This window comes from Clostridiales bacterium (genome assembly GCA_014799665.1).
Lineage (GTDB): Bacteria > Bacillota > Clostridia > Christensenellales > Pumilibacteraceae > Anaerocaecibacter.
Window position 1 is genome coordinate 1 of record JAAVHP010000029.1, and the last position, 26,047, is coordinate 26,047.

15 protein-coding genes and 1 rRNA gene are annotated in these 26,047 nt (G+C 50.5%); 11 read left to right on the forward strand and 5 right to left on the reverse strand.

The features are described 5' to 3' along the window. A 16S ribosomal RNA gene (locus tag HDT28_08990) occupies positions 1–612 on the reverse strand; the annotation flags it as partial. Between the two features lie 420 nt (positions 613–1,032). Here HDT28_08990 and HDT28_08995 point away from each other — a divergent pair. The 4 genes from HDT28_08995 to HDT28_09010 all read left to right on the forward strand — a co-directional run bounded on the left by HDT28_08995 (position 1,033) and on the right by HDT28_09010 (position 3,972). Beyond that, positions 1,033–1,617, forward strand: a complete 585-nt coding sequence (locus HDT28_08995) for a hypothetical protein (GenBank protein MBD5132700.1) — start codon at positions 1,033–1,035, stop codon at positions 1,615–1,617. Between the two features lie 35 nt (positions 1,618–1,652). Beyond that, a complete protein-coding gene (locus HDT28_09000) occupies positions 1,653–2,492 on the forward strand; it encodes a hypothetical protein (GenBank protein MBD5132701.1) in 840 nt (279 codons plus the stop codon). A gap of 86 nt (positions 2,493–2,578) precedes the next feature. Then, positions 2,579–3,289, forward strand: a complete 711-nt coding sequence (locus tag HDT28_09005) for a hypothetical protein (protein MBD5132702.1) — start codon at positions 2,579–2,581, stop codon at positions 3,287–3,289. Between the two features lie 236 nt (positions 3,290–3,525). Further along, on the forward strand, positions 3,526–3,972 hold the full coding sequence (locus HDT28_09010; protein ID MBD5132703.1) for a membrane protein insertion efficiency factor YidD: 447 nt from the start codon (positions 3,526–3,528) through the stop codon (positions 3,970–3,972). Positions 3,973–4,032: 60 nt separating this feature from the next. On the opposite strand, the gene HDT28_09015 is transcribed toward HDT28_09010, so the two are convergent. Together HDT28_09015 and HDT28_09020 are read right to left on the reverse strand one after the other, a co-directional pair. After that, the gene (locus tag HDT28_09015; protein MBD5132704.1) at positions 4,033–4,776 is read right to left on the reverse strand and encodes a DUF5131 family protein; all 744 of its coding nucleotides are present in this window, start codon (positions 4,774–4,776) and stop codon (positions 4,033–4,035) included. After that, positions 4,776–5,207, reverse strand: coding sequence for a MarR family transcriptional regulator (locus tag HDT28_09020; GenBank protein ID MBD5132705.1), 432 nt, complete (start codon positions 5,205–5,207; stop codon positions 4,776–4,778). The genes HDT28_09015 and HDT28_09020 overlap by 1 nt, the downstream gene beginning before the upstream one ends. A gap of 195 nt (positions 5,208–5,402) precedes the next feature. Here HDT28_09020 and HDT28_09025 point away from each other — a divergent pair, with 195 nt between their 5' ends. From HDT28_09025 to HDT28_09045, 5 genes are all read left to right on the forward strand, one after another. Beyond that, positions 5,403–5,645, forward strand: coding sequence for an RNA-binding S4 domain-containing protein (locus HDT28_09025; GenBank protein MBD5132706.1), 243 nt, complete (start codon positions 5,403–5,405; stop codon positions 5,643–5,645). Beyond that, positions 5,629–6,774 carry a 2-C-methyl-D-erythritol 2,4-cyclodiphosphate synthase gene (locus HDT28_09030; GenBank protein MBD5132707.1) on the forward strand — a complete coding sequence of 382 codons (1,146 nt, stop codon included), beginning with the start codon at positions 5,629–5,631 and terminating at the stop codon, positions 6,772–6,774. The genes HDT28_09025 and HDT28_09030 overlap by 17 nt, the downstream gene beginning before the upstream one ends. Further along, positions 6,771–8,132 carry a hypothetical protein gene (locus HDT28_09035; GenBank protein ID MBD5132708.1) on the forward strand — a complete coding sequence of 454 codons (1,362 nt, stop codon included), beginning with the start codon at positions 6,771–6,773 and terminating at the stop codon, positions 8,130–8,132. Before HDT28_09030 ends, HDT28_09035 begins: the two co-directional genes overlap by 4 nt. A 15-nt stretch (positions 8,133–8,147) precedes the next feature. Next, entirely contained in the window at positions 8,148–8,840 is a 693-nt protein-coding gene (locus HDT28_09040) for a TrkA family potassium uptake protein (protein MBD5132709.1), read from the forward strand. 197 nt (positions 8,841–9,037) lie between these two features. Next, positions 9,038–10,369: an MATE family efflux transporter gene (locus tag HDT28_09045; protein ID MBD5132710.1), complete on the forward strand. Its 1,332-nt coding sequence runs from the start codon at positions 9,038–9,040 to the stop codon at positions 10,367–10,369. A gap of 309 nt (positions 10,370–10,678) precedes the next feature. On the opposite strand, the gene HDT28_09050 is transcribed toward HDT28_09045, so the two are convergent. Beyond that, positions 10,679–11,038, reverse strand: coding sequence for a hypothetical protein (locus tag HDT28_09050; GenBank protein ID MBD5132711.1), 360 nt, complete (start codon positions 11,036–11,038; stop codon positions 10,679–10,681). Positions 11,039–11,128: 90 nt separating this feature from the next. After that, on the reverse strand, positions 11,129–23,026 hold the full coding sequence (locus tag HDT28_09055; GenBank protein MBD5132712.1) for a hypothetical protein: 11,898 nt from the start codon (positions 23,024–23,026) through the stop codon (positions 11,129–11,131). 209 nt (positions 23,027–23,235) lie between these two features. Here HDT28_09055 and HDT28_09060 point away from each other — a divergent pair, with 209 nt between their 5' ends. Both HDT28_09060 and HDT28_09065 read left to right on the forward strand, forming a co-directional pair. Then, entirely contained in the window at positions 23,236–24,963 is a 1,728-nt protein-coding gene (locus tag HDT28_09060) for a PadR family transcriptional regulator (protein MBD5132713.1), read from the forward strand. Continuing rightward, positions 24,960–26,036, forward strand: a complete 1,077-nt coding sequence (locus tag HDT28_09065; protein MBD5132714.1) for a tyrosine-type recombinase/integrase — start codon at positions 24,960–24,962, stop codon at positions 26,034–26,036. The genes HDT28_09060 and HDT28_09065 overlap by 4 nt, the downstream gene beginning before the upstream one ends. Positions 26,037–26,047 lie beyond the last annotated feature (11 nt).

Here is a 26,047-nt window from a genome sequence, read left to right on the forward strand (position 1 = left end):
GTTTTGGATGCAGTTCTGGGGTTAAGCCCCAGGATTGCACATCCAACTTAATAAACCGCCTACACACCCTTTACGCCCAGTCATTCCGGACAACGCTAGCCCCCTACGTATTACCGCGGCTGCTGGCACGTAGTTTGCCGGGGCTTTCTTACAGGGTACCGTCATACTTCGTCCCCTGCGACAGAACTTTACAATCCGAAGACCTTCATCATTCACGCGGCGTTGCTGGGTCAGGCTTGCGCCCATTGCCCAATATTCCCCACTGCTGCCTCCCGTAGGAGTTTGGACCGTTTCTCAGTTCCAATGTGGCCGATCACCCTCTCAGGTCGGCTACCCATCACAGTCTTGGTGGGCCGTTACCTCACCAACTAACTAATGGGACGCGAGCCCATCTTAAACCGATAAATCTTTTACCCCTCTCAGATGCCTGAGTGTGGTCTTATACGGTATTAGCACCTATTTCTAAGTGTTATCCCGTAGTCTAAGGCAGGTTGCTCACGCGTTACTCACCCGTCCGCCGCTAAATATGGGAGCAAGCCCCTATATTCCGCTCGACTTGCATGTGTTAAGCACGCCGCCAGCGTTCGTCCTGAGCCAGAATCAAACTCTAAAATAATCGTATAACCAAAGGGCGAACCCTTTTAGCTAACAAAATAATTTAATCGATTCTTTCTCAAAAAAACATACTGACATAAATTAATTGACTTTGTATATTTTATAAAAAAGTCTAATTCGCTAAAATCTATTCACTTTTTAATGTGCGTTGCTGTCTTTTGTCGGACAGCTTACTCATTATATCACCACCCTTTTTGTATGTCAAGCGTTTTTAACAAGTTTTTGCAATTTTTTTAAAAAATTTTTTCTTAAACAAAAATAGTCCTTTTTACCCTATTTTTCTCCTTTTCATTTATATATTATATAGCGTACAAATAATCACGAAATAATCTTGACATCGTATATATAAAATGATATAATATTTCGGTAATAAAAATTTGTCGATATAGGGCGAATTCAGAAAAGGACTTTTTTACTATGCCTAAATGCTTTAATTGCGGTAGTCCCGATTTCTTGGATAACGGTGAATGCGTGTGCTGCCACGTGATTGCCGACTTTAATCAAGAAAAAGCCGCTACGCTTCCCCCGCCTGTTTTGAACAGACAGACGATGATACTTCAACAAGCGATCGTAAAACATTCTGCCGATACGGAAGTTACCGTTCCCGCCAACACCTCGCTCGGGCTGTGCTTCATGAACCTTCGTATGTTCGACAAAGCTATCGAGGCGTTCGAAAAAGCCATGCCGCTGTCCTTTGATAACCCCGAACCGCATTTCTATGCCGCTGTGTGCTTGCTAAAAGGCAGGAAGCCGTTCCTATGCGGCCGCAAGACGATAGATAAAATTCTTGAATACGCGAACGCCGCCACCATGATCGACGACCGCGGAATATATCATTATTTTATAGCATACGTAAAACAGGATTACTTTGCGCGCAAGTGCTTTAAGATCTCGCCCGATTGGACGCAGGAGCTCAGCACAGCACGAAAAATCGGTTATTCCCCCGCCGATGCGGCTCAGCTGTTTAAGATCATCGGCGTGGAAAGACCGAGCGAGCTTTAATACATAATTCGTAATAAACCATAAGGAGTAAAAATATGATATCTCTCTCACTACTGGGGTTAGACTCGTATCTGATCATCTACCTCGCACTCGTCATCTTGGGCATAATTTGCATCATCTTCGGGACGATTTTCAGGAACAAGCTCAACACGACCTCTCGCCCCACGAAAAAGCCGTCGAGCAACAACTCGAACGCGGGCGACGCGCCGCTCGCAGTCGGTCCCGTCAACAAAAAGGTCATGACCGAAAGCGAGAAAAAGTGCTACGATTATTTCTTTGCGGACAGCAACCAGGGTGGATGCTTACATAAAGTAACCGCAATAAGCGACGACGAATACGACAGCCTTGTCACCGAAAAGCTGAACGAGTTCGGCAGCAAGTCCAAGGCGCTCAAAAAGATCGGGCTCGATATAAGCCAGGTCGAAGAAATCGAGCCTATCAGATTTTACGGCTTCGAGAAGTACAACAACCGCTTGACCGACGTGTATGCGTCCAAGGCGGGCAACGACGGCAGAGTTCGCTCGTCCGTTTGCTCGGTCACGTGGATATTTTTCAGCAACGACCAGCTTTGCATTTACAACGGCAGGTTCGATATGCTTTCGGGTTCCAAGATCGAAACCACCGACGAGTATTTCTACCGCGACATAACCAACGTCACCACCAAAACCGATACCGAGCAGGTCACCAAGCTCAACCTGAAAAAGGGCTGCTTCGGTAAGGTCAAAGAGGACATCGACAAACAGTTCACCGATTACGAAACGTTCCTTCTCGTCGTGCCCGGCGACAGCTTCGTTTGCTCGGTCAGCGGCGTAACGAACGCGGCGCAAACCATCGAGGGCATGAAGCAAAAGCTGCGCGAAAAGAAAAACGCATAACGCTTTCCCCTATCGTAACGATCATACGATAACTAATTCGCCGCAGGGCGATCAACAAATAAAAATTATTTTTAGGAGATAAAATTATGGCGAACAACAACACGAGCATTCCCCTTACCCCGCTCGATATCGAAACGCTCAACGAGAAGGTCATGACCGAGAACGAGCTTAAAGCATACAAGTATTTCACCGCTCAGGAAGTCAAGGGCGGCTGCTTCGGCAAAACCAAAAAGGACGCGCCGTCTGACGACGAGTTCGATGCAATGGTCGCCGACAAACTCAACGAGTTCGGCAGCAAGTCCAAGGCGCTCAAAAAGATCGGGCTTGACATAAGCCAGGTCAGCGAGATCGAGCCTATTCGGTTCTACGGCTTCGAGAAATACCGCAACCGCCTTACCGGCGTTTACTATCAAAAGATAGGCGACGACGGCAGGTGGCGTTCGTCCGTTTGCTCGGTTACATGGTTGTTTTTCAGCAACGACCAGATTTGTATGTACAACGGCAAGTTCGATATGTTCTCGGGCACTAAGACCGAGATCACCGAGGAGTATTTCTACAAGGATATAACCAACTTCACCGCCGAGACCGAGACCGAACAGTCGATCAATATGTCTATGTCTAAGGGCGGCTGCATTAAGAAGTCCAAAGAACAGCTCGACAAAAAGCTCACCGATTACAACACCTTCGGGCTTATCGTGCCCGGCGACAGCTTCGTTTGCTCGGTAACAGGCGTTGCCAATGCCGAACAGATCATCGAGGGCATGAAACAAAAGCTGCGCGAAAAGAAAATAAATTAGGTATTATACCCCGGGGCAAGCCCCGGACGCGCGCTACGCGCGCCTTGCGCCCCAAGAGGCGCAGTATGACACCTAATTTGTCGGCGTCGCATTTTTGCCCTTGCAAGCAAGCAAAAATGCTCCTTGAATCAACTGATCTATTTGATTTGTGATCACCAAGCGACCGCGCGAAAAAGGTGCGGTCGCTTTACTTTAATCTTTTTCGTATGAATTTCGACGACGAGTTTATCACTACGATGCACCCGCCGGGGTCGTTTAACGATATTAAGTTCTTCCCCACCCCGCCGGAGCGCAAACTGCACAGACCGAAGCTTAACGCTTTTGCGGCGGTCGGGTTCGTGCTTGCCGCGGCAATAATCGCGCTTGCGGCGTTTTGCCTTGCGTATCTTATTTGCGAACCGCTTGACCTCGCGTTGTCAAGCGAGAGCATTGCGGGAATAGCGTGCGATGGCGCGTGCGTTATCGTTCTGTTCCTCGCGCGAAAGACCATACCGGTGTTTTTCGTGCGGGTCTATCAAAGGTTTGCCTCCGACAAAGTACGGCTCAGATGTTTATACACGCCGAGCTGTTCGGAATACATGATCGTCTGCATACTCAAATACGGCGTTATTCGCGGCGGCGTGCGCGGCATAAAACGGCTCAAACGCTGTCACCATCCCAACGGCGGCGAGGACCTGCCTTAACGAACAAAAAAATCTCTCGGCTATTTTGCTCGGGAGATTTTTTATGTAAAATTCGTTACGTTATTTGTATAAGGTTTCAAGTTCTTTTTGAATTTCTTCGGCGCGAGCGATTTGGTCTTTGAGATTCCATTTGCCGATATTCACTCCGTCTTTCAAAAACAGCGAGCCGCATTGATGGAAATAAAATTCGATATTCCTTTCTTTTGCTTCCAAATACAAATTCTTGACCCATTCATACTCGATAGGACGCACATCCGCTTTGGGTGCCATTTCCCCGCCTACGTTCACGCATTTTATCAATCCCGTATCGAGGTATTTTCCCAAAGAAATAGGACCGATCAGCGGAGAGCAAAAAACTTCTCTGTGCTTAACGGGCGCTTCCAAGAAATGTTTGAGCCGAATATCCGCCATTTCTTGGTTTTCAATGGAGATACTCATATAAACGTGTTCCCAGCCCTCGCCCCAGTCAAAAGGAACGCTGTTTTTAATTCGCTCGGGGCGTTTGGTCGTAAGCACGAATTTGCAGTCCTTTCTTCTTCTGATAAAATCCCAACAGCCGTCCCTCCACCCGTCCGCTTCTTCAATAAAGAAATCGGAAGAAAAGCAAAGCTTAATTAAAGAATTGGGCGGGCAGTCTTTGTCTTTAAGCTCATAGGTGGTTTTACCCTTTTCGATTACTGTGGTATCTCTGCCGTATCTTTGGTCCATTTTATAAACAAAACAATTTTTACAACCCGCACTGACTTTTTTGCACCCGTGCCACGGGTTCCACGGTATAGCTTTTTCGATTTCGTTATTCTGCATTATTTCACCCCCGAGTTACTAACTTCCATAATTTTATTCGCTCTCTCCGCCAACGCGACCAAGGCGTTAAAATCATCTTGCCCGAGCCCGTTCGTCAAAACGTCGAGCTTCCGCTCTAAATCAGCTCTCGCCTTTTCGACAAGCGCCTTCGCCTTTTCGGTCGGCAGAATGTAATAGGCGCGTTTATCCTGCGGCGACGGACTTTTGATAATATAACCCTTATTTTCAAGCGAAGTGATATGCGCTGTGATCATCGGCTTCGACACCTTCAACATTTCCGCTAAGATTACGGGCGTATGCGGACCTTCCGTTTTAGAAATGATATTAAGCACTCCCATTTCGCTTGGACGTATAGGAAGATCCTTTTTCAGATCCATATAGTTTTTGCTGAAAACAGAAAGCACGGCATTCGCAACAAAATACTTATCCATATTAACTCCGTAAACTAATTCATATAGATTAACTATATTTTAGTTCATCTACATTAACTTGTCAAGTATTTATAGGCAAAACACCAAAAAGAAAAGAATATTATTTTTAAATACGGGAATAGTCGCATTTTCTTTATTTTTAATTCCTAATTGATTAGCTTGCCTTTTTCTCGGCATTGTAGTATAATAAAAGATATGCGTATAGACAAGTTCTTAAAGGTATCGAGAATAATCAAGCGTAGAACGGTTGCCGCCGAGGCGTGCGACGCGGGCAAGGTATACGTAGGCGGAAGATCGGTAAAGCCCGCGTACGTTTTGAAGGTCGGCGACGTGGTCGAGGTCAAGCTCGGCTCGACGCCTATTAAGTTCACGGTCAAGTCGCTTAACGACAAGGCTTCCAAGGAGGACGCAAGCACTCTTTATGAGATCATGCACTGAGTCCCAAAAGCCGAACGTCGGTGCGGTTATCGTTTGCGCGGGGCGCGGCGAACGCACGGGGCTTGCCTATAACAAAGTTTTATACAAGCTCGGCACGAAAACCATGATCGAGACTGTGCTTGATACTTTTTACGAAGCCGAGATATCGCCTATCGTTCTCGTTTGCTCGGCCACCGATCTCGACGCGATAACCGCGATTGCGAACGAGTATAAAGGCGTTTCGGTCGTTTTAGGCGGCGCTACACGCACGGAAAGCGTGTTTAACGGGCTGAAAGCGTGCAGGTGCGATATCGTGGCTATACACGACGGAGCGCGCCCCTACGCCACAAAAGAGCTTATTTTACGCACTGTGCAATCAGCCATAGAATACGGCAGCGGCATTGCGGCGGTAAAAAGCGTGGATACCGTTAAGCGAGTCAGACCCGACGGAACGCTTACGAGCCTTAACCGTGCCGAGCTTATGAATATGCAAACACCGCAAACTTTTAGATATAACGAAATATTCAAGGCGTACGAGAGCGTTAGCGGCGTATTCACCGACGACGCCGAAGTTTACGAGAAAGCTGGCTTTACCCCGCGCGCCGTAGAAGGCTCGTACGATAATATCAAGATAACCACTGCCGCCGATCTTTTAAAAGCCGTTCCTCATGCCTGCCATGTAGGTATCGGGTTCGACGTGCATAAACTCGTCGAGGGGCGCAAGCTTATACTCGGCGGCGTGCAAATTGATTACGACAAGGGCTTACTCGGGCATTCCGATGCGGACGTGCTTACGCACGCGATCATGGACGCACTGCTGTCGGCGGCGGACCTACCCGATATAGGCGTACTTTTCCCCGACACTGACGATAAATTTCTCGGCGTTTCGTCTATGAAGCTGCTTAATGAAGTTGTACAAAAGGTCAAGGCTAACGGGTTCGCGATAGAGAACGTTTCGGCTGTGATAGCGGCGCAAAAGCCCAAGCTTATGCGCATAATTCCCGATATTCGCCGTAGCCTGTCTACCACGCTCGGCATTGAGCTTTCGCGGGTGAACGTTTCGGCGACGACGACCGAGGAACTCGGTATTATCGGCGAGGGACGCGCGATTGCTGCTAATGCGTCGTGTATTCTTTCGGAGGTCAAATGACGCACTACAAAAACATGAAAAAGAAATTTCGGATGCGTCCGATGATAGTAGTGTTTTTGGGCTTCCTCGTAGTAATGCTGGTGGGCGCGTTCCTTTTGGCGTTGCCTATTTCCAACACCGACGGCAAGTGGATGTCGTTCACTCATGCGGTGTTCTGGGCGATGAACGGCGTATGCGGCACGGGGCTTGTCGTAAGCTCGACTGCGTTGTCGTTTACCGTATTCGGGCAAGTGATACTGTTCTTGCTTATTCAGTTCGGCGGGCTCGGGTTCATGACGATGGCGACTTTCCTCTTCATAATCATCCGCAAGCGCATTACGCTCAAAGACAGAATAGCGATACAGGAAGCGCTTGGACAGGACCAGATGAAGGGCGTGGTTCGGCTCGTGCTTAAAATAATGATAATTACGGGCATAATCGAGCTTGCGGGCACGATCATGCTTATACCCTTTTTCTGCGTGCGTAACGGTGGCGTCGGCGTGTGGCAGGCAATGTTCACTTCGGTATCGGCGTTCTGCAATGCGGGATTCGATATTCTCGGCACGGAGGCAAATCCGTACGGCTCGCTTATCGATTACAACGGAAACATAGGCATACTGCTTATCGTCGCTCTTATAGCAATACTCGGCTCGTTCGGCTTTCCTGTTATCGACGATATTCTCAAATGCAAGTTCCGCTACAAGAAGTACCGTTTCCACACGAAAGCGGTCATTATCGTTTCGCTCTCGATCATGGCGTTCGGCACGCTTTACTTCTTCGCGTCCGAATTCAATTCCGCCGCGACTGCGGGCATGAACGGCGGCGAGAAGCTTTTGAACAGCTTGTTCCAAGCTGTCACGGCTAGCTCGACGGCGGGCTATTCATCACTCGATCAAACCAAACTATCGTCCGCCGGCATGGTTATGAGCATGATTATAATGTTTATAGGCTCGTCGCCGTGCAGTACCGGTGGCGGCATCAAGACGACGACATTCCTCGTTATATTGCTTATGGCGCGTGCGGGATTTACCGGTAAGGACGAAATCGTTATCGGCAAGCACAGCATCAGCATTAAGGCAGGACTTCGCGCACTATCCATTCTCGTACTCGCGACCGCGCTTATTGCGTTAAGCGTTATTATCATAGGCGCGACCGATCCCGATCTTGCGACGGGGTATATTCTGTACGATACGATTTCGTCGTTTACTACGACGGGGCTTTCCATGGGGATTGTGCCGAGCCTGTCGAACGCGGCACTGTACGTGTTCGCCGTGGTCATGTTTATCGGGCGACTCGGGCCGCTCAGTATTGTGCTAATGTTCACCAAGAACGATAATGCGCATATCAAGTATCCGTCGTCGAATATTATGATAGGATGATTTATAGGAGTTATCATGAAGAAAAACAATCAATACGTAGTGTTCGGGCTCGGGCGGTTCGGCGTCAGCCTTACGAAAGCGTTGTACGAGTACGACGCCGAAGTGCTTTGCGTTGACGTCGACGAGGAAAAGGTCAATGAGATCTCGCCGTTCTGCACGCATTCGGTATGCATGGACGCAACCGACGAACGCAATCTCGAACGGCTCGGTATTAATAATATGGACGTGGCGATCGTATGTATCGCGTCCAATATCGAAGCTAGCATTTTCATTACCCTTCTTTGCAAGCAGATGGGTATACCCAAGGTCATATCCAAGGCGTACGACGAGCGGCACAAGCTTGTTCTCGAGCGTATCGGCGCGGACGCAGTCATAATTCCCGAGGAAGCCATGGGCGAACGGCTTGCCAAATCGCTCGCCAAGCCCAACGTTGTCGAGATCATGACTCTTGCCGACAGCTTCCGCATGATAGAGATCCGCACGCCTAAGCGCTGGCAAGACAAAACGCTTATCGAGCTCGATCTGCGCAATACCGAGCGCGTGAACATTGTCGTTATCAAGCGCGGCGACGAGATAATCACCTCGCCCGCCGGCGACTGCAAGCTGCTCGCCGACGATATTATCGTTGTCGCGGGATCGAGCGAGGATATTAAGCGATTGAGTAATAAAGCCACGGGTAAAGCCGTAGTCGATAATATAGACATATAACCTACTTCTTTGAAAAGAAGTAGGCAAGAAACTTTTAGTGTCGGGTATTTGCGTAAGTGTTTTTTAGCACTACACCCGAGTAATGCTTTTACATGAATTACTTATTTTTGACCCCTTGATATTTGCAAAGCAATGCTCTTTCGGCGTTGCTTTTTTGCTTGACAATTATTTTATATTCATATACAATATCCCATGCTATGCCACGCATACAAATTTCGGACAAGTTTACGTTCGGCAGGCTCGTTAGGTTTGCAGTACCGTCTATAATAATGGTTATTTTCACTTCGCTGTACGGCGTAGTGGACGGGTTATTCGTGTCGAATTTTGCGGGCGACGACGCGTTTACCGCGGTAAACCTATTTATGCCCATTTTTTACATACTCGGCTCGATCGGATTTTTATTGGGTAGCGGCGGCTGCGCGCTTATAGCCAAGCTTTTCGGCGAGGAGCGCGAGGACGACGCTCGACGGTTTTTTTCGGGACTTCTTATTATCACAACAGCTGTTGCCGCTACCTGTACGGCGTTGACCATGCCGTTCATGGGTAAAATTGCCACGCTATTGGGCGCGGAAGGCGAAGTACACGGGCACTGTGTAACGTACGGGCTGATCATGCTCGGAGGGCTTACGCCGTTCATTCTTCAAACGTTTTTCCAGTATTTCTTTGCGGTTGCCGACCGACCCAAGCTCGGACTTGCCATAACGATCGGCGCGGGTGTTACGAACATAATCGGGGATTTCCTGCTTATATACGTCGTAAAGCTCGGCGCGACGGGTGCGGCGATTGCGACCGTTATCGGCGAATGCGTCGGCGGCGGTATTCCCCTTGCCTATTTCTTAGTGCGTAAAGGTAAAAAACTGTATTTTGCCCGACCGAAATTCGATTTTAAAGCTATACTTAAAGCCGGTTCCAACGGCTCGTCGGAAATGTTTGCCAATCTGTCTACTTCATTGGTAAGCGTGCTGTACAACTTTCAATTGCTCAAATATATAGGCAATGCGGGAGTTGTCGCGTACGGTGTGATAATGTACGTAAGCTTTATTTACATTGGCTGTTATTTCGGGTTCTCGGTAGGAACGACGCCTATAATCGGGTACAACTACGGCGCGCAAAATCACGAAGAATTGAAAAACGTGTTCAAGAAAAGTCTTTTGTTCTACGGCATCGCCGCGGTTGTGCTGACAGGGCTTGCCGAGGCGCTTGCCAGGCCGTTTGCGTATATTTTCGTCGGATACGACAGCGAGCTACTTGATCTTGCGGTTATTGCGCTGCGGATATATTCGATATCGTTCCTTATAAGCGGGTTCGGAATTTACGCTTCGGCGTTCTTTACCGCGCTTAATAACGGCGTTATTTCGGCGCTTATTTCGCTTTCTCGCACGCTTGTATTCCAGATCGGCGCAATATTCGTTATGCCGCTTATTTTCAGGATAAACGGCATTTGGAGCGCCACAATCGTTGCGGAAGGGTTGTCGCTTATCCTTGCCGTATCGTTGCTCATAGGGTTTAGAAAGAAATATAATTACTAACCTACCTACTTCTTTGAAAAGAGGTAGACAAAAAACTTTTTGTGTCGGGTATGTGCTTATATTAATTCAAGCATTACACCCGAATAATTTCATATCGTTATTAATTTCTCCGAGCCATTTTTGAAAAAAACATAGAATGTTTTAAGATAACAATTTTACTTAAAAGTTTCTTTTCTTCATTCTTTTCAAAAAGTAACGAAAACTTACCTTTTACAAAGAAAGTAGGCAAAGAAAACTACGCTTTTATTTATTTTCTACTTAACGTAAAAGTTTCTTCGCTTCCTTCTTGTCAAAGAAGGAAGAAAAAAACTATAACCCCTGTCCGTAGGCTATAATCATAATTATCCAAAACCCGAAAATCATTATTATCGGTATAATAGCCAATACTACGATTGTCAAAAAACCACAGCCGAACGTACCGATAACGCCCTTTCTTGCAAGTGATTTATCACAATCTGTCATATTCGGGTTTAAATGAATATCGATAAGGGCGACTATCATGGCCGAAACAAACAATCCGGGCGCGACAAACCTAAGCATAATCTTAGCGGCGTCGTACACGCTTGTTACTTGCAATATAATCCACGTCACGAATGCGACAAGACTGAGCGCAAAGAGCGTTATGTATGCTATCTTGGTAGGACGCATTTTGTTTCCGTTATTCTTCACACGTTTATTATACACCCACCCTATAATTATGTCAATGCAAAAAGCCGTATCGAAATTTGCGTTCGATACGGCTTTTTTATTAGGTTTGGTTTACTGCGCGTTTCCGTCCTCGGGCGGAGGAAGCTCTGCTATCGGCTGCGTCGACTGGTCGGGACTACCGCCCGTGCCGAGCATTTGCGTGGTAGTAGTGGTAGTTTGCTGTATGGTCACGGAGGGAGGAAGGTAGCCGAAGCTTTGGTAATCGGTAGGAGCGGGACCGCCTGCGAGCTTGATCATTTGCTCCTCAATTTCCATTTCGGAAACCAAGAGCGCTTCGAGTTCTTCTCTCGCCTGTTTGCGCTTACGCAATACTGCGATGAGTATTATCAAGAGTATAAGCAGTAACAGCACGCACCCGATTATTATCGCCCAAATCAGGGTGTTCCCCTCGAAGCTTGCCCTTATCTGCAACCACAAGCTACCTGCGGGCAGGTCCTCGTTCTTAGCCACGAAGGACAGAAGCACGGGCGCGCCCGTTTCGTCGGTCACTTCCACGGTAATATTCGATTTACCGCGCGCGGCGAACGTAAATACGATATAGCGTTTGTCCTCGGACAACGAAGCTTTGACTATGGACGAAACCTGCGACTTAACGCTAAGGATGCGGATCGCCGCGCCCTCGGGATCGTCGGCGTCGCTGAACAACTGCCACGCTTCGAGACGAACGGTATTGCTGTCGTCGAGGTCGTGCAAGCCGTCGCCGACGCGATCGTAACGAACGAACGTTATTTCGGTGTACTTGGCCTGCGGCGACTGGTTGGCAATAACGTTAAATCTGAAATACTTGCTGTACTCGCGCGAAGGATCGTTGCGCATTCTGTACTTGACGTTGATGCGGATAGGATCGAACGTGACCTGATTATTAGCAGTCAAGCGCCATACCGCGGACTCGCCTATACGTTCGAGCGTTGCGTAGCTGCTGTCGGTAGCGTTCTGGAACTCAACGCTCGTAAGTTCGTAATAGCTCGATTGCGAGAAGGTATCGCTGTTTCCGTCGGCGCTCGTAAGAGCCGAGCCCTCATCGCCCTCGGGGCTATCGCCTTCGGCATTGTTCTGTCCGCCGAGATCGAGTTTAAGTTTGTTTTCGAGCTCGGGCATAAGCCTGCCTATATCGAGCGTCGTCGACTTGGAGCAAGCGAGCGTAACGGAATTAAGCTCGTTATTCGCCTCGGTCTGGCTGTAAAGCACCTCGATATTTATACGGAAAGTCGTGAGCATGGTGTCGGGGCTGATATTGGCGTCGCCGTCCGCAATGGTGATATCGACAGCGCCCTTGCCGTAGTACCCTGCTATAGGCTTAATAACGAACCACTGATTGTAGATGTTGGACGTATCCTTAAAGCTCTCATCCAAGCCCTTGCGTGCAAGGTATTCGGCTAACAGGTCTTCGTCGAGCTCGGTCGGTCTCGAAACCTCGAACAAGGACGAGGTGTAGAAGTCGATGTTATCATCGGCGACGGTATCGTATTTGATCGAATAGATTTCGAAGTTCTCCTGACGTGGCTCGTGCGTGAATATGCGGAGGTACGTTTGAGTCTGCGCGCTCAACACGTCGCCCGAAGCATCGGACTCGTTGTTGTCCGCTACGTAGTCACCTATGAAGAACAGCCTGCCGGTGGTCGATGTTTCGGAACCGATCATGTACTCGGTGGTAGCCGACATATTTTCTTTTACGTGCGGCGCGTCGTTCATGACCGTAATGTCGAGCGTTACGAATACGCCGGTATCGCGGTCATCGCTGTCCGTCGACCTATCGAGTATGCGCAGATACGTGCGCGCCGAAAGCGAACGCGTGGTATTTGTCGCCGTGATCGTAATCGCGTTCCTGTGCCACTTGTCTGCGCCGACGGGCGTAACCGTCGCAAGCTCGACCTTGCTGTCGGGATCGTAAGTACCGTTATAGGTATCGAACCAGTAAACCTTTTGAACGTCTTCGCCGAGGTACTCGTACGGATAAATGTTGCGGGTGGACGAAGCGAACACGTACGAATCGGCATCGCAGTTGGGCGCGATTTCGGTATCGTGATCGATCATGAAGTCGGCAAGCGAAATGGTGAGCGGCTTGCTGTATTGGAGTGAAGCCTTAATGTTGTACTCACCGTTATCATCTACGTCGAACGTATAACCAACACCCGTCAAGTTGTCGTACTGAGCAACGTAGCGGTTGACCGATTGCGCCTCGGTATTGTAAATGGTAAGCTCTACTACCGACGTAGCGGACGCACCCAAGATATCCACGCCGGTAAATTCGATCGGGAACGTTACCGACGGCATATACTTGTTGTTTTCGAATATATCTACCCTGCGGTTGATATGTATTACGAGCTCATTGGTCGCGCTGTCCACGTCAACGGAGAACGCACGAGGCTTGCTCTTGTCGTCCTTATTCCAGTCGAGATCGGGATAAAGCGCAATCGCCTTTTTCATTGCTTTCTCGTACGCAGCGTCGTCGAACTTTTTGATAGTTACGATATCACGCGCGTCGGAGTCGATGAACATTGCGTTAAACGGATCGCTCTCGTTGTGGATAGTGAGCCTAACGTCCTCGCCCGCATAGCCCGAAACAACCTGATTGATACCGATTGTCATGCCGGCTGCGGTCAGCGTTTGCGGCGCGGAGTCTTGAACGTTAAGCCTGAACACAGCGCCGGCCGAAAGAGCGGCGTCGTCGCGCTTAATGCTACGGCTGTCGTCCACGTACTTCTCAGTTTCGACGTAGAGCAGAATGTTCTTGTTGTCGAGAGTGGAAGCAACGGGAGTAAACATTATAGCAGAGCCATCCGGTGCAAACTCAAAATCAACGTACTTGTTGACCTCGATAAGGCTGCCGGCGGCCTCGGGGTTGCGCGACAAAACAGTCGCATTTACGCCGTCGTACTGAATTCCGCCGATAAGATAGCGATCGAACGAGCTTCTGTTTGTGAGATAGAAATTGCCGCGCGCGCTGTTGATCGTAAAGCTGCTTGCAAGCGTTTTGCTCGAAATCGCCTTGAACGCATTGCCGTCGACTTCCATAAGCGCATAAAGGCGCGTGGTATAATATTCCGAACCGACCGTCTTAACGTCGGGGTCGGCTATGGGCGAAACGTTATTACCGTCGTTGCCCTGGTTGCCGCTCAGTTTGAGCTGTGCGAAAGTCGACTTAACCGCGCCAGACGCGCTGTAATAAGCGTCGTACGACTTAACGTTGACGACTTCGCTACCCTCTAAGTACGCAGTGAGCTTGTCGCCCGTGAGCGCCGCAGCAGACGCGTTGGTCATATCGGAGTACAGCGTATAAACGTTAAGCGTAATCTCGATAGAGTTGTCGTACGCACCGTTGCCCGCATCCGCAACTCGGAAGCTGAGCGTTTCGTAAGGAATGCTCGGATTATAATCCCTGGCTGTCAGCTTGAACGCCTTGCCGCCCGAAAGTATCTGGATATCGAAGCATTCCGAATGATAAATACCGTCGCTGCCGAGCGAGAGCGGGTTGCCGCTTACTGCAAACTCGCCGTTGCCGTACAAAGTCATGTTAGCCGTTTCGGTATCGCCGTCAGGATCCTTGGCGACGTCGGTCATGTAGATGGTGTACTCATTGCGCGCTGACTTATTCTCGCCCGCTACGGCGTAGGTCGAATTACTCGACGGCACAGTGTAGAGTCTGAACGAACCTGCCGAAGTCGAGCTCTCTACCGTATCGAATTCGAGCCCCGCGTCGGCGACAGTTTTCGCCTCGGTCGGATTGTCCTTAGACAACGCAACCGGCGACGAGCTAATAACGGTGAAATACAGTGTGCACGAAATCACGCCGCCCTCGCCGTCATCAATCGTAACGATAAGCGGCTCATTGGTACAAGCTCTGAGCGCCTGTACGCGAAGCGCAAGCGGCATACTTGCCGAAGTCGTGCTGCCTTCCGAAGCGAGCCTAAACTCGTCTGTAACATTTATCTTAGCGCCCGAACCATTATAGTACGAGAAGCCGGAAATACGCAACTGCCAAGGCGTGTCGTCGTCAGCCAAGCCGAAGAAGCCAAGGTGGTAACGCACATCGTTATACTCGCGGTTGATATCGCTGTTGGTAACGACCTTGTCGTACTCCGAGCTCGTAATGTTTGAATAGTACCAAACCGAGGTGTCGTTCTCGGTCTTGGCGCCGACGGCGTTGTGCCGTCCCATACCGTTTCTTTGGTAGTTACTGCCCTTAATGTAGCTATCGTACGCCGTCTTGGTAGACGAGTATACATAGGACGAATTATCGCCGCCAAGGAAGGTATCGTAGTACGTTGTGAGAATAGTAAGGTCGTCGCCCGAATGCATGGTGAAGTTACGCGTAGTAGTGGTAATTCTGGGCGTTTGGTTTGTAATGTTGATAATGAACGTAAGGTTACTTGTATAAGCTCCGCTCTCGTCCGAACCGTCGTAGAATTTAAGCGTGAACCTGTACTCGTTGATCGATACCGCCGAGCCGTTGATGACGGAGGTGGTACGCCTGTTAACAGTGAACGTTATGTTGTTGGTGCCGGGAACGCTGTTACTGTTAATATCCGTGTTCGCGGTATCCATCCACATTATAACGTCGCGCGTTTTGTCGCCGCGGGGCGAGAAGCCGCCACCGTCGCGGTAATACCCGCTTCCGTCCTCTTTTAGCGCCGAGTTATTGGGATCGTAAGTCTTTTTCTTATTCAAATAATCGTCGTGCGCAAACGGCGAATCGAGGTAATCGCCCGTTTCGATATAAACATTACGGAGATTGAGGAACTCGTTCTTGGTCAAAAGCGAGCTGCCACTACCCGAAGCGGTAATATCGGGATCGCTGATGAAGTCGTACAGGTTGAAAGTTATGCTGTTGCCGACCGCAAGGTTAACGCTGTAAGTGCGGTCGCCTTTCTGCGCGCCGGTAAGCGTGGACGCTTCGCCTACGCCTTTAAGCGTGGGTTTGGCGTTGCCGATCTGAACGCGGAACTCTATCGAGGTATACGAACCGTCGGTAAAGCCTGCACCACAATCGTCGTAAACGATTACGCGGAACGGATAGTAAACCCTACTAGGCTGGAACTTGGCGGTGTTGCTCGCATCCCACTCTGCAATAAGTCCGCGCTTTAAGTATTCGGCTTTAACGTCGTCTATCGTAGCGGTATTTTCGTTGAACTCTTCGTCCTTTACAAACGCGTCCTCATTGATGAACGTTTTACGGGTAGCCATAATGTTAATGACCTTGCCGTTATCGACGAGCGAAGCGTTGAAGTAGCTGCTGTAACCGTCGTTGCTCGTGCCGTACATACCGTCGTTAGGCTGGAACGCTTCTACCTTCGCATCGGTATTAAGCTTGCTCATATCGCCGCCGAAGTAGTTGAGCATCGACTTCTGGTCTTTATTTTCCTCCGTGGCGTTGACAGCCGTATGAACGAACAAATTATTATCGTCGTCATATTCCACAGCACGCGTGTATGCGCCCTCGCCGGACAGCCAGCTGCCGAGCCGTGAGAACGAGTCGGCGTAGAAGTATGCGTTGTCGCGGTAGGTCGTGGAATTTACAATGCCGTAGTCGGCGTCGGTGTAAGCCAGCTTGCTTGCATAGCTGTACGTAGCGTTGCCGGACTCGACGCCGCTTTCGCCGCGACGAACAAGCATGAACGACTGCGACTCCGCGGTAGCGAGCGTAACGTCTACATAGTAGGTATTGCCGTCGTATTGAAGCGCCGTGCCGTCGCCCGCTCGTGCTTGCGAAAGTTCGAGCTTGGCGTTTTCGATATGAATTTTAACGGTAACAGAACGTGTATTGCTCTCTACATCGGCAGAGGTCTCGCCCACGTCAACGTTGCCGCTGTACGAGGAAGTCCACTTTGCACGCGCAAGGTTGATGGTGATCGTAAGATCGCGCGTACCCGTACGCATATTCTTTTTATTGAAAGTCAGACCGAAGTTATGCTCTTGGAGCTTAACCGACTGATCTTCGAGATACATTATTCTACCGTCGCCGACGAAGCTGTTTCTGTTGGTCGGATCCATGTAAAGGTTGTTGAGATGGTCGTCGCCGTCCACTGTAAGAACCGCCAAACGGTTGTTGTAGTAAGGATAGCTTACAGTCTCAGTATTGCTTGTCGTGATGAATTTGGTTAAGCTGCTGGTAATGCCGGTCTTGCTGTAATCGTCAAACGCGCCGATCGTAACATACGGGTTACTGTTAAGCTCGTCGCCCGTCCAAATATCGTCACCGTCCGTAATGGATATAGCGGAAGCGATATCGTCGATAGTGCCGCGCACATACGGCGTGCCGTTTGAGCCTACGTTGTATCCGACGTAGTTATCGCTGTAAACAACGCCGCCGTCGACGGTCTGGTCGTCGATACCGATAAGGTCCTTCATCATACCGAAGAAGCTCATAGGTACGTAAACGGTATTAGCCGTATCGTTAAGATCGACCGAAGCCGTGGGAATTTCTATCGTATCGACGTACTTATACGCGCCTGCCAGTTTCTCGTTGCCCGTCTTATACTCGGTACCCGCAGTCGCGCCCGCCTTGGTGCCGTCTTCGTTGCCGCTAGCCGCTTTAATAACGTTATTCCCGGTAGCAGCAGTATCGAGCATGGCAACACCGTCTACCACCTTATATCCGATAGTAGCGCCGTAGCCATACGCGTTGGTTTTAACGCCGTCGTAGGTCGAGTAGTACGCCTTGGTCGAGGCTTCCGAACCGTCCGTTCTGGTATGCTCGACCACGTAGTAATCGTTGTACTTGGAGAATTCGTCCTTGGTGCGAATACCGGTGGACGCGATATACTGATAAACGGTGGTTTTGAGCGCGCCGATTACATTCATGCCGCTGGTGTCGCTTCTAAGCGGTTGATACGCCGTAGCAATACCCGCGGTGTCGCCGCCGAGATGCGCCTCGTCGCGGAGCGAAAGCTTAATAGCCACACGACTGTTGCTCGCCATACCGGTAGGCGCGTACAAACGAAGCGCCCAGTACGGGTAAACGAAACGACCCTTGCCGTCTATATAGGTCGAAAGATTGTTTAGGGACAGGTTATCGTTGCCCGATCCGAACACTGCGTCGACAAATTCGGTAATGGTAAGCCAAGTGCCGTTGTGATAGTACATCATCTGCGCGGTATATCCGCTCATTTCGGCGGAAGTCGATACCGTGCCGTCTACGTTCTTAACTCTGTAATAAACTGTTGCCGCAATCGAGTTAGCGTTCTCGGCAAAAGTATTGCCGTACGTTACATCGGGAACAGCAGACTTGAACCACGCCCTGCTAATCGTAACCGAGCCATCGCCGTTCGCTTCGGGAAGCTCTTTATTAACGTACTTATCGCCGTCCGCCGCTTCGAGCATGGGCGAAAGAAGAACGTTGTTATGCAAGCCGTCCGCATCGGTCGCAATAAGCTTGATATCGGTGTCAACCGCGCCGAACGCCTTAAGATAATCGATAGATGTTTCCGAACCGACGATATAGCGGTTACGCGAAATATCCGCCGTACTCGTCGTTTCGATGGTCCAGGTAGGAAGCTTCTCCACAACAGTCTGCCCCGCCGAGTCCTCGCCGGTCTGTCCGTCCTCGAACTCGTTAAAGCCGTAGTTCTCGTCGGTATTGAGCTCGGGCGCAGAGTCCACGACCTCTATCTGGATAAAGCCGAGCGAGGTACCGCCGTTGCCGTCGTTTACATAGAAGTAAACGTACACGCCGCCCGCAATAGCCTTGGTCGAGCTGAGCGCGGTAACAGTCATTTGGTAACGCGAATCGAGCGTAGCCGTAATGTAGTTATCGAGCGATTTTCCGTTGCCGTCGGTAAGGAACACCGCATTGTCGGGATCGGAAATAAAGTCGTCGAACGATGTGCACTCGTCGTAGGTAATGCCTCGCTTGCTCGCAACGAGAAGTCCGCTCGAAGTAACAAAGTCGGGCGTATCCTTATCGGGGTCGACCATAAGACCGTTAGCGTCGTTATTGCCGTTGGCGGGAAGCGTGATAGCCGTAGGAATGACGGTACCGCTGTTATCGACGGGCGCAGCCGCAAGTGAAACAACGCGGTTGGCATTTTTAATCTGCGGCGCGGTGTTGATAACCTCGATCTTAATACGAACGCGAATAGAGCCCGCACCGTCCGTGCCGTCGCCGTAGCGGTCGCGCACGGTAAGGTCGATATACGCAGGCTGCGAAGTACGCGATATGGACGAAATGACTATAAAGTCAATGTTCTGCGCAGTCGCTTCGCCCGCAAGCTTAACGCTCGAACCGAAGCTGTACGTAATAAAGCCGTTGGTATTAGTGGCCGTGGAATTGATATTATTGAAGCTTGTGGGGTTGAACGCATACGCGTCGGCCGTATCAGACGAACGCGTAAAGAACAGCTTATCGCGGTAAACGCCGGCATTGGCAACTGCAGAGGCACCCGCAACGTTGCCCGCAGTGGTCGAACTCACCTTTTTAACGGTATTCGTTCCGTTGATCGCTTTAAGCATGTCGGCGTAATTGTTTACGTTATATGTAGTGCCATCGTAAAGCCCGTTAAACTCCACACCTCCGTCAGCGGCCGTACCACCGCTTATGAGCATACCGGTGGAAGCCACATACCTGCCCGTCACACCGTTAAGCGTGAACTTGGGGATAATGTTGGACTCGCCCGCATGGTTTGCCATATCGGGATCGCTTATAAAGTCGTAAGGCGTAACGATGATCTTTTCGCCGAGTGGCATCTTAAAGGTTATAGTAGGCGGATTACCTTGAGCCTTATTGTATTCGTAGTCACTGTAAACGCTTTCGGTAGCAACCTTGGTTGCGTCCTCCTCGCCTACGGGAGTGCGGTTGTTTACGCGAATTGCTATATTGATACCTGTAACGGTTTTCTTGGCGCTGTCAATAACTCCTACCGTGCCGTAGAAATACCTATTCATTGTAGCCGAAAGCAGAGTCAGCTTAATTCCCGAGGTCTTATAGTAATCGCCGTCCGCGGTAAGTAAGATATGCGTGCGCCCGTCGCTCGCCAAGCCCGTATCGGCGTCGACAACGACCCTGCCGCCGTTGAACGAGGTTTTCGGAACGTAAATATCGATAGTTTCGGCTTTAACGTATTTGTTTTGAGCGCTCGTGGCGTTACCCGTCGCGCCGTCCTCGCTCACCGTTTTGACAAAGTCGATTGCGCTGAACGAGTTAAGTCGAAGGAACTCGTTAAAGCCTACGGTCTTTGCTCCCCAAGTCGCAGTGCCGGTGTCGGTGGTAAAGTTATCGCCGTCGATAGCGAGCGGTTGCAAACCGGAGTTGGTGTAGGACGAACCGTTTGAATACTGACCTACGACCTTGGAAGTGCCGTTATTGATCGCCATGGGCGCAAAGTAGAACGACTGCCCTACCGAGCCCGAAGCGGTCGGGTACGTGGACGAAGTGGACTGACCCGTTAGCGAATTGGGTGCGGTGACGGTAGCCGTCGGAGTCCACGAGGTATTATAACCTACGCGGAACGCGATAGGCAGCCAAATACCCGTATCCGCGGCATTGCGCGTATCTTTAATATTGAGGATAAGATAGAAATGCCCGAGCGCATTCGCTCTTCCGCTCAAGTACTGGTTAAAGCTCGATCTTAAACCGGTAACGCTGAGCGTATTGTTGTTGCCCGTATAGGTAAAGCTCATAAACGCCTGGTTTGCAGACGTACCCGATACGGGAGATTTGGCGTTGTACGCAATATACGAACTGAATCCCGTAGAGGTATTGGTATATGCATTGGTAAGAACGTTCGTGTGAAGCGACCCGGAACCGACATTATAGCTGCTTGCCGCACCGCCGCCGATTACGTTCTTTTGAACGGAACCGCTACGGTTGCTGACCTGCACTACCTCATTTTCGGGTACTTTAACCGATAAAATCGTATGCGACGACGCGTCTATACCGTCGACGTCGGTTATGTACGAGGAAAGCGTGAGCGACTTAGTCTCTCCTACGTTTAAATCAACGAGGTTACTCGCCGAGCTCAAAACGGGACGCGTGTTTTCGAGCAGGAATACTACGTCTACGTCTATATATCCCACTCCCGCCGCGCAATTATTTACTATACTGCCTACGGTAGTTCCTTCGACCGCATATATCCTTATAGGCAAAACCTGATATGCGCTGTCAACCGCCACCGCCGTGATCGTAATCTGAGTGAAGGCGTTGGGAATTGCAGTTGAAACGTTGGAGTAAGCTGTAAGCTTGTTAGTATTATTATCGAGTTCGTCAACCTTATACTTTCTGGTCGTAAATGTGTTTACAAACGCCGAAGTATTGTAAAGCGATATAACGGGGGTGTCAAGAGCGTTCACTTTCGCCGTGCCGCCCACTATATCGGAAGCTGCGATAGTTACCGACTCGTTAACGGCAAGCGCTTTCTTTATAAATATAGTTTGCCTGCCCGTAGCCGTACTGTATCTGGTATTATCGGCAACGGTAGACGGAACGAGCGTAGAACTGTAAACGCCCGTCGAAGGACCCGAGTTATAATTCGCCGTATTGAGTACGTTCAGCGCAATGGTATTGACCGCGACTTTAACGGTAAACGAAATAGTCGACGTACCGCGGGTAGTGGTCGTACCGAAGCTATCGCGTACCTTGGTATAAAGAGTCAATACGCCCTCTGTAGTACAGCCGTCCACACCGACGCGCGGATATTTCTTAACTTTCGTTATGGTTAACGTAGACGCTGCCCACGTCCAATCGAAGTACGTTGTAGCGACAGTGCTCGTACCGTTGACCCAAAGTCCCGCATTAGCCGCAGGAAGAGTGTCATAGTTAGACGAAGATCCGGCAGTAAAATAAACGGATGCCGTCGTTGCGGTCGTCGAAGCGTTAGCAGGATCGGGGTCTTGCGCAATCGTGCTTGCCGCAATAGCCGTAGAAGTCGTACCGCGCGCATTTATAGCTACGTTAGTAGCGTTCTTGCTCGTGGGGTTTTGGTTGACCTCGTCGACCGTTATTATGGCTTGACCGTTACCGGACTGCTGTCCCGATTTGAAAACGGTATTCGTAAGCCCGCTCATTACGTAGCTGCTGCCGCCGCCGCCGGGATGGCATGCACACGTACTCGGCGCGGCGCCGCCGCCACCGCCGTGATAACCACCGCCGCCGCCGGCACCGCCGTTATAGTTAGAAGCAGTACCGCCGTTACCACCTTTACCGAAAGAGCCCGCAGAACCCGGATAAGTACTGCCGGAGCCCTTACCGCTTCCCGCGCCGCTACTCGCGCTACCGCCACCGTAACCGCCGTTGCTACCCGCATTGCCCGAATTTTGCCCCGCGATCTCGCCCGTAACGCCGGAAGTATCTCCGCCGCCGTTGCCGCCGGCATATGACGCGTTACCCGCGCCACCGCCGCCGCCGGCTACTATAAGCACCGAACTACTCGAAACGCCCGATAATTCGCCTGCCGCCGTAGCAATATGCGTAGCGCCGCCGCCAGAACCGCTACCGTGCGAGCAAGTACGCTGGGACTGAGAGTTGCCGCCGCCGTTGTATCCGCCGGCATTGGTTTTATTCGAACCGCTCCACGTGACACCGGCGCCGCCTACTACTACGTGAATTGTGGTTTTTGCCGTGGTTTTGTATGTAGCTTTGGTATAACCGCCTTTACCGCCTGCGCCGCTCACGGAATAGCCTTGACCGCCGGACGCACCCCATACCTCGAACGTAAACGTTCCGCCCGCAGGAAGGGTTATAGAATAATCGTTGCTTGCCGCATACGATAGAGTAAACGTATCGCCTTTTGCAAGCGCGCCCGCCGCGCTGAAATCGCCGCCCGCCGTTCTGTTGGTCACGGAAGTCGTGACCTCGTTCGCAGAATTGCCGACGTTCATTTCAGCTGATCGCGCATTAAAGCACAGCGCGCAAGTGACGGCTATCGCCAACGCCGTTATGAACGTGGCGATAGCGATAACCGCGCGGGCTATCGTTCTCTTTTCTTTATTATAGGTTGCGGTTGTATGGCGTTTCATACTTTTCACCTCTTTGGACAATTGTTTGTGTTAACAGTTTGTTCACAATTTGTTCACAATTACGTATGTATACAGGTAAATGTTAACACATTGTTCACAATTTGTCAATACTTTTAAGAGCTTTTTCGACATAACGATTAATTTTTTTATTCGCAAAAACATTGACACGAGCAAAATTGTATTGTATAATACTGTATAGAGGTATAAAAATGGCTGAAAGCGATTTAATTCGTGGTAACGTCGACACCATTATACTTAAAATATTATACGAAGGCGACCGCTACGGCTATGATCTTATAAGGCAGATCAATGCAAGGAGCGACGGACAGTGGGAAATCAAACAGCCCACCGTTTACGCGTGCCTCAAAAGATTGGAAAAGCAAGGGTTTATCTCGTCCTATTGGGATAACGCCGAATCGGACGGCGGCAGGCGCAAGTATTACTCGCTCACCGACAGCGGCAGAGAGGTTTTCCTTAAATATAAAAACGAGTTCGAGCGCACTACCGCGCTTTTCGGCGAGCTTATTACGGGCAACGAACCTGCGGTGTTCATTCAGCCCGATAATGATTTTTCGGACGTGGAGGACGACGGCTACGCGCTACCTAAGCGCAAGCCCAAGCCCCGTCCCAAAAAGCCGAAAGAGGAAGCCGCGCCCCTCCCCCCTATCGAGGAACAGGCGTCGCCCGTTATTGACGAACCTATTATAGAAGAAACCGAGCAGGAAGCGGCCGAGCCCGTCGTAAGCTACGAGCCCGAGCCCGAAAAGTTCGTTCAGACCGATATATTCTCTCTTACTCAAACCGAGGAAGCGGAAACGGAAGCGGCGGACGAGCCTGCCGAGATTTTGGACGAGGACGAAACTGCCGACGAGTTCAATAACGAATACGGACAAGCCGAAGAACCCGACGAGCAAGAAATACCGCAAACGGTGACTGCGCTCGATCCGCGGTCTATAATAGATAGGTGCTATAACAACGAACGAGGCAGGAGCTATGCCGACGAGTACCGCAGGTACGAGGAAGCGCCGACCAAGGCAACTCGGCCCACTCCCCCGCCGCCCGCACCCGTTCAGACCCAACAACCCGCGCCGGTGGTTCATACCGAGCCGCCCGCGCCAATACCTCAGCCTGCGCCGCCCGCACCCGTTCAAACGGCAATGCCCGCGCCCGCGCAGAGCAAGCAGGTATATACTCCGCCGCGCGAGGACATAGGATTCAGCATTGCCGAGGAAGAGAGCCCTGCGCGCCGCGAGTACAAGACCGTTCTTTCGGACCTGGTAGACAGGTCGCAGATCGCCCGACCTGCCGTGCGCGAACAGCCCGTTCAAGCTGAGCAAGCGGCGATCGCAGCCGCCGAGGAGCCGACCGACGAGAGGTTTGCGCGTATTCGCCAAGCCGCGCTCGATATGGGCAACGACGTTCAGATCCGCGAGCATAACAATTCGGCACGGGAATACACCAGACGGTACAGGTATTACAGCAATCGCCTACTCATGACGCACTACACCATTATGTGCGCGTCCATGTTCCTTGTAGGACTTATACTGTTCCTTACGTTCTACGTCGGCTTGAAAATGAGAATGAAGTACGACTACGTTTTGTATATCGTTGCGGGACTGTTCCCTATTCTTCTGTTCATAACGGCGGTAATACGGTTTGCGGGCGATCCCGACCGCACGAAGCGGATAAACGTCAACTTTAAGTTCTCGATCATTATTCGCTGTGTGGTCATGGTGCAGGTCGCCGTCGTTATCTACTGCTTGAACCTTATTTGGGGTATGCCTATCGCGTTCTCGGTAGCGTACGTTCCATCGCTCGTTATTCCGCTCGCCTACGCACTGTTTATCCCGATCAGCGAAGTGATCTTCATGTCGCTGTTAAAGACGGGCAACTACGCCGACGGCACTATCGAATACGTTGCGGAAGATGCACAATGAGTTCTACCTATTTCGACCAAAGAAACGAGAAAACACTTGCGGCGATCGCCGACGTGCTCGATACCCTGCCAGACTTCGCAAGAGAGTTTAACGTAGGCATATCGATGCGGACGATGCCGCTTACAAGGCTCGGATATCTTCGTGATATTCGGGTCTTTTGCGATTATCTCACGCGCTACCGCTTCCGCGACAAGCAGATAGTAGAGCTTACCTTGAGAGATCTCGAACGCGTAACGCCCACCGACGTCGAGGCATTTATCGATTATCTTTCGTCGTACACGCTGGACGGCAAAAAGCACAGCTGCAAGGAGCACGCCAAGGAGCGCAAGGTTTCGTCGCTCCGCGCGCTGTTTAAGTATTTCTATAAAAAGGAAAAACTGCCGCTCGACATCATGACCAAGGTCGACACGCCCAAGATCCACCAAAAGCCGATCATTCGGTTGGACGTGAACGAGGTCGTCGATATTCTCGACGAGGCGGAGAACGGCGATAATCTTACGGGGCGGCAAAAAAGCTTTCACGAAAAGACCGCCGTGCGCGACGAGGCTATGCTGTCGTTGTTCCTCGGCACGGGCATTCGTATAAGCGAGTGCGTGGGGCTTAACCGCACCGATATTATTTTTTCCGATAACAGCTTCGTCGTTACGCGCAAGGGCGGAAGCACCTCGATTTTGTATTTCTCCGAGGAAGTCGCGGACGCGCTGCGCAAGTATATCGATTGGCTGGATAACCAGATCCTCGAAAAAACTCCGTTCGGTAAGCGCGTGACCGATCATGACGCACTGTTCATTTCCAACAAAGGCACGCGCATTACCCCGCGCGCCGTCGAGCTGATGGTCAAGAAGTACGCCAAGGTAACTACCCCGTTCAAGAAGATTACGCCGCACAAGCTGCGCAGTACTTACGGCACTACGCTCTATCACGAAACGCATGATATTTTCGTAGTCGCCGACGTGCTCGGGCATAAGGACGTCAACACCACGCGCAAGCATTACGCCGCTATGAGCGACGAGATCCGCCGCGACGTCGTTAATAAAGTCAAGCTCCGCGATAGAGATGACGACGATGAGTGATTTTTGTTACT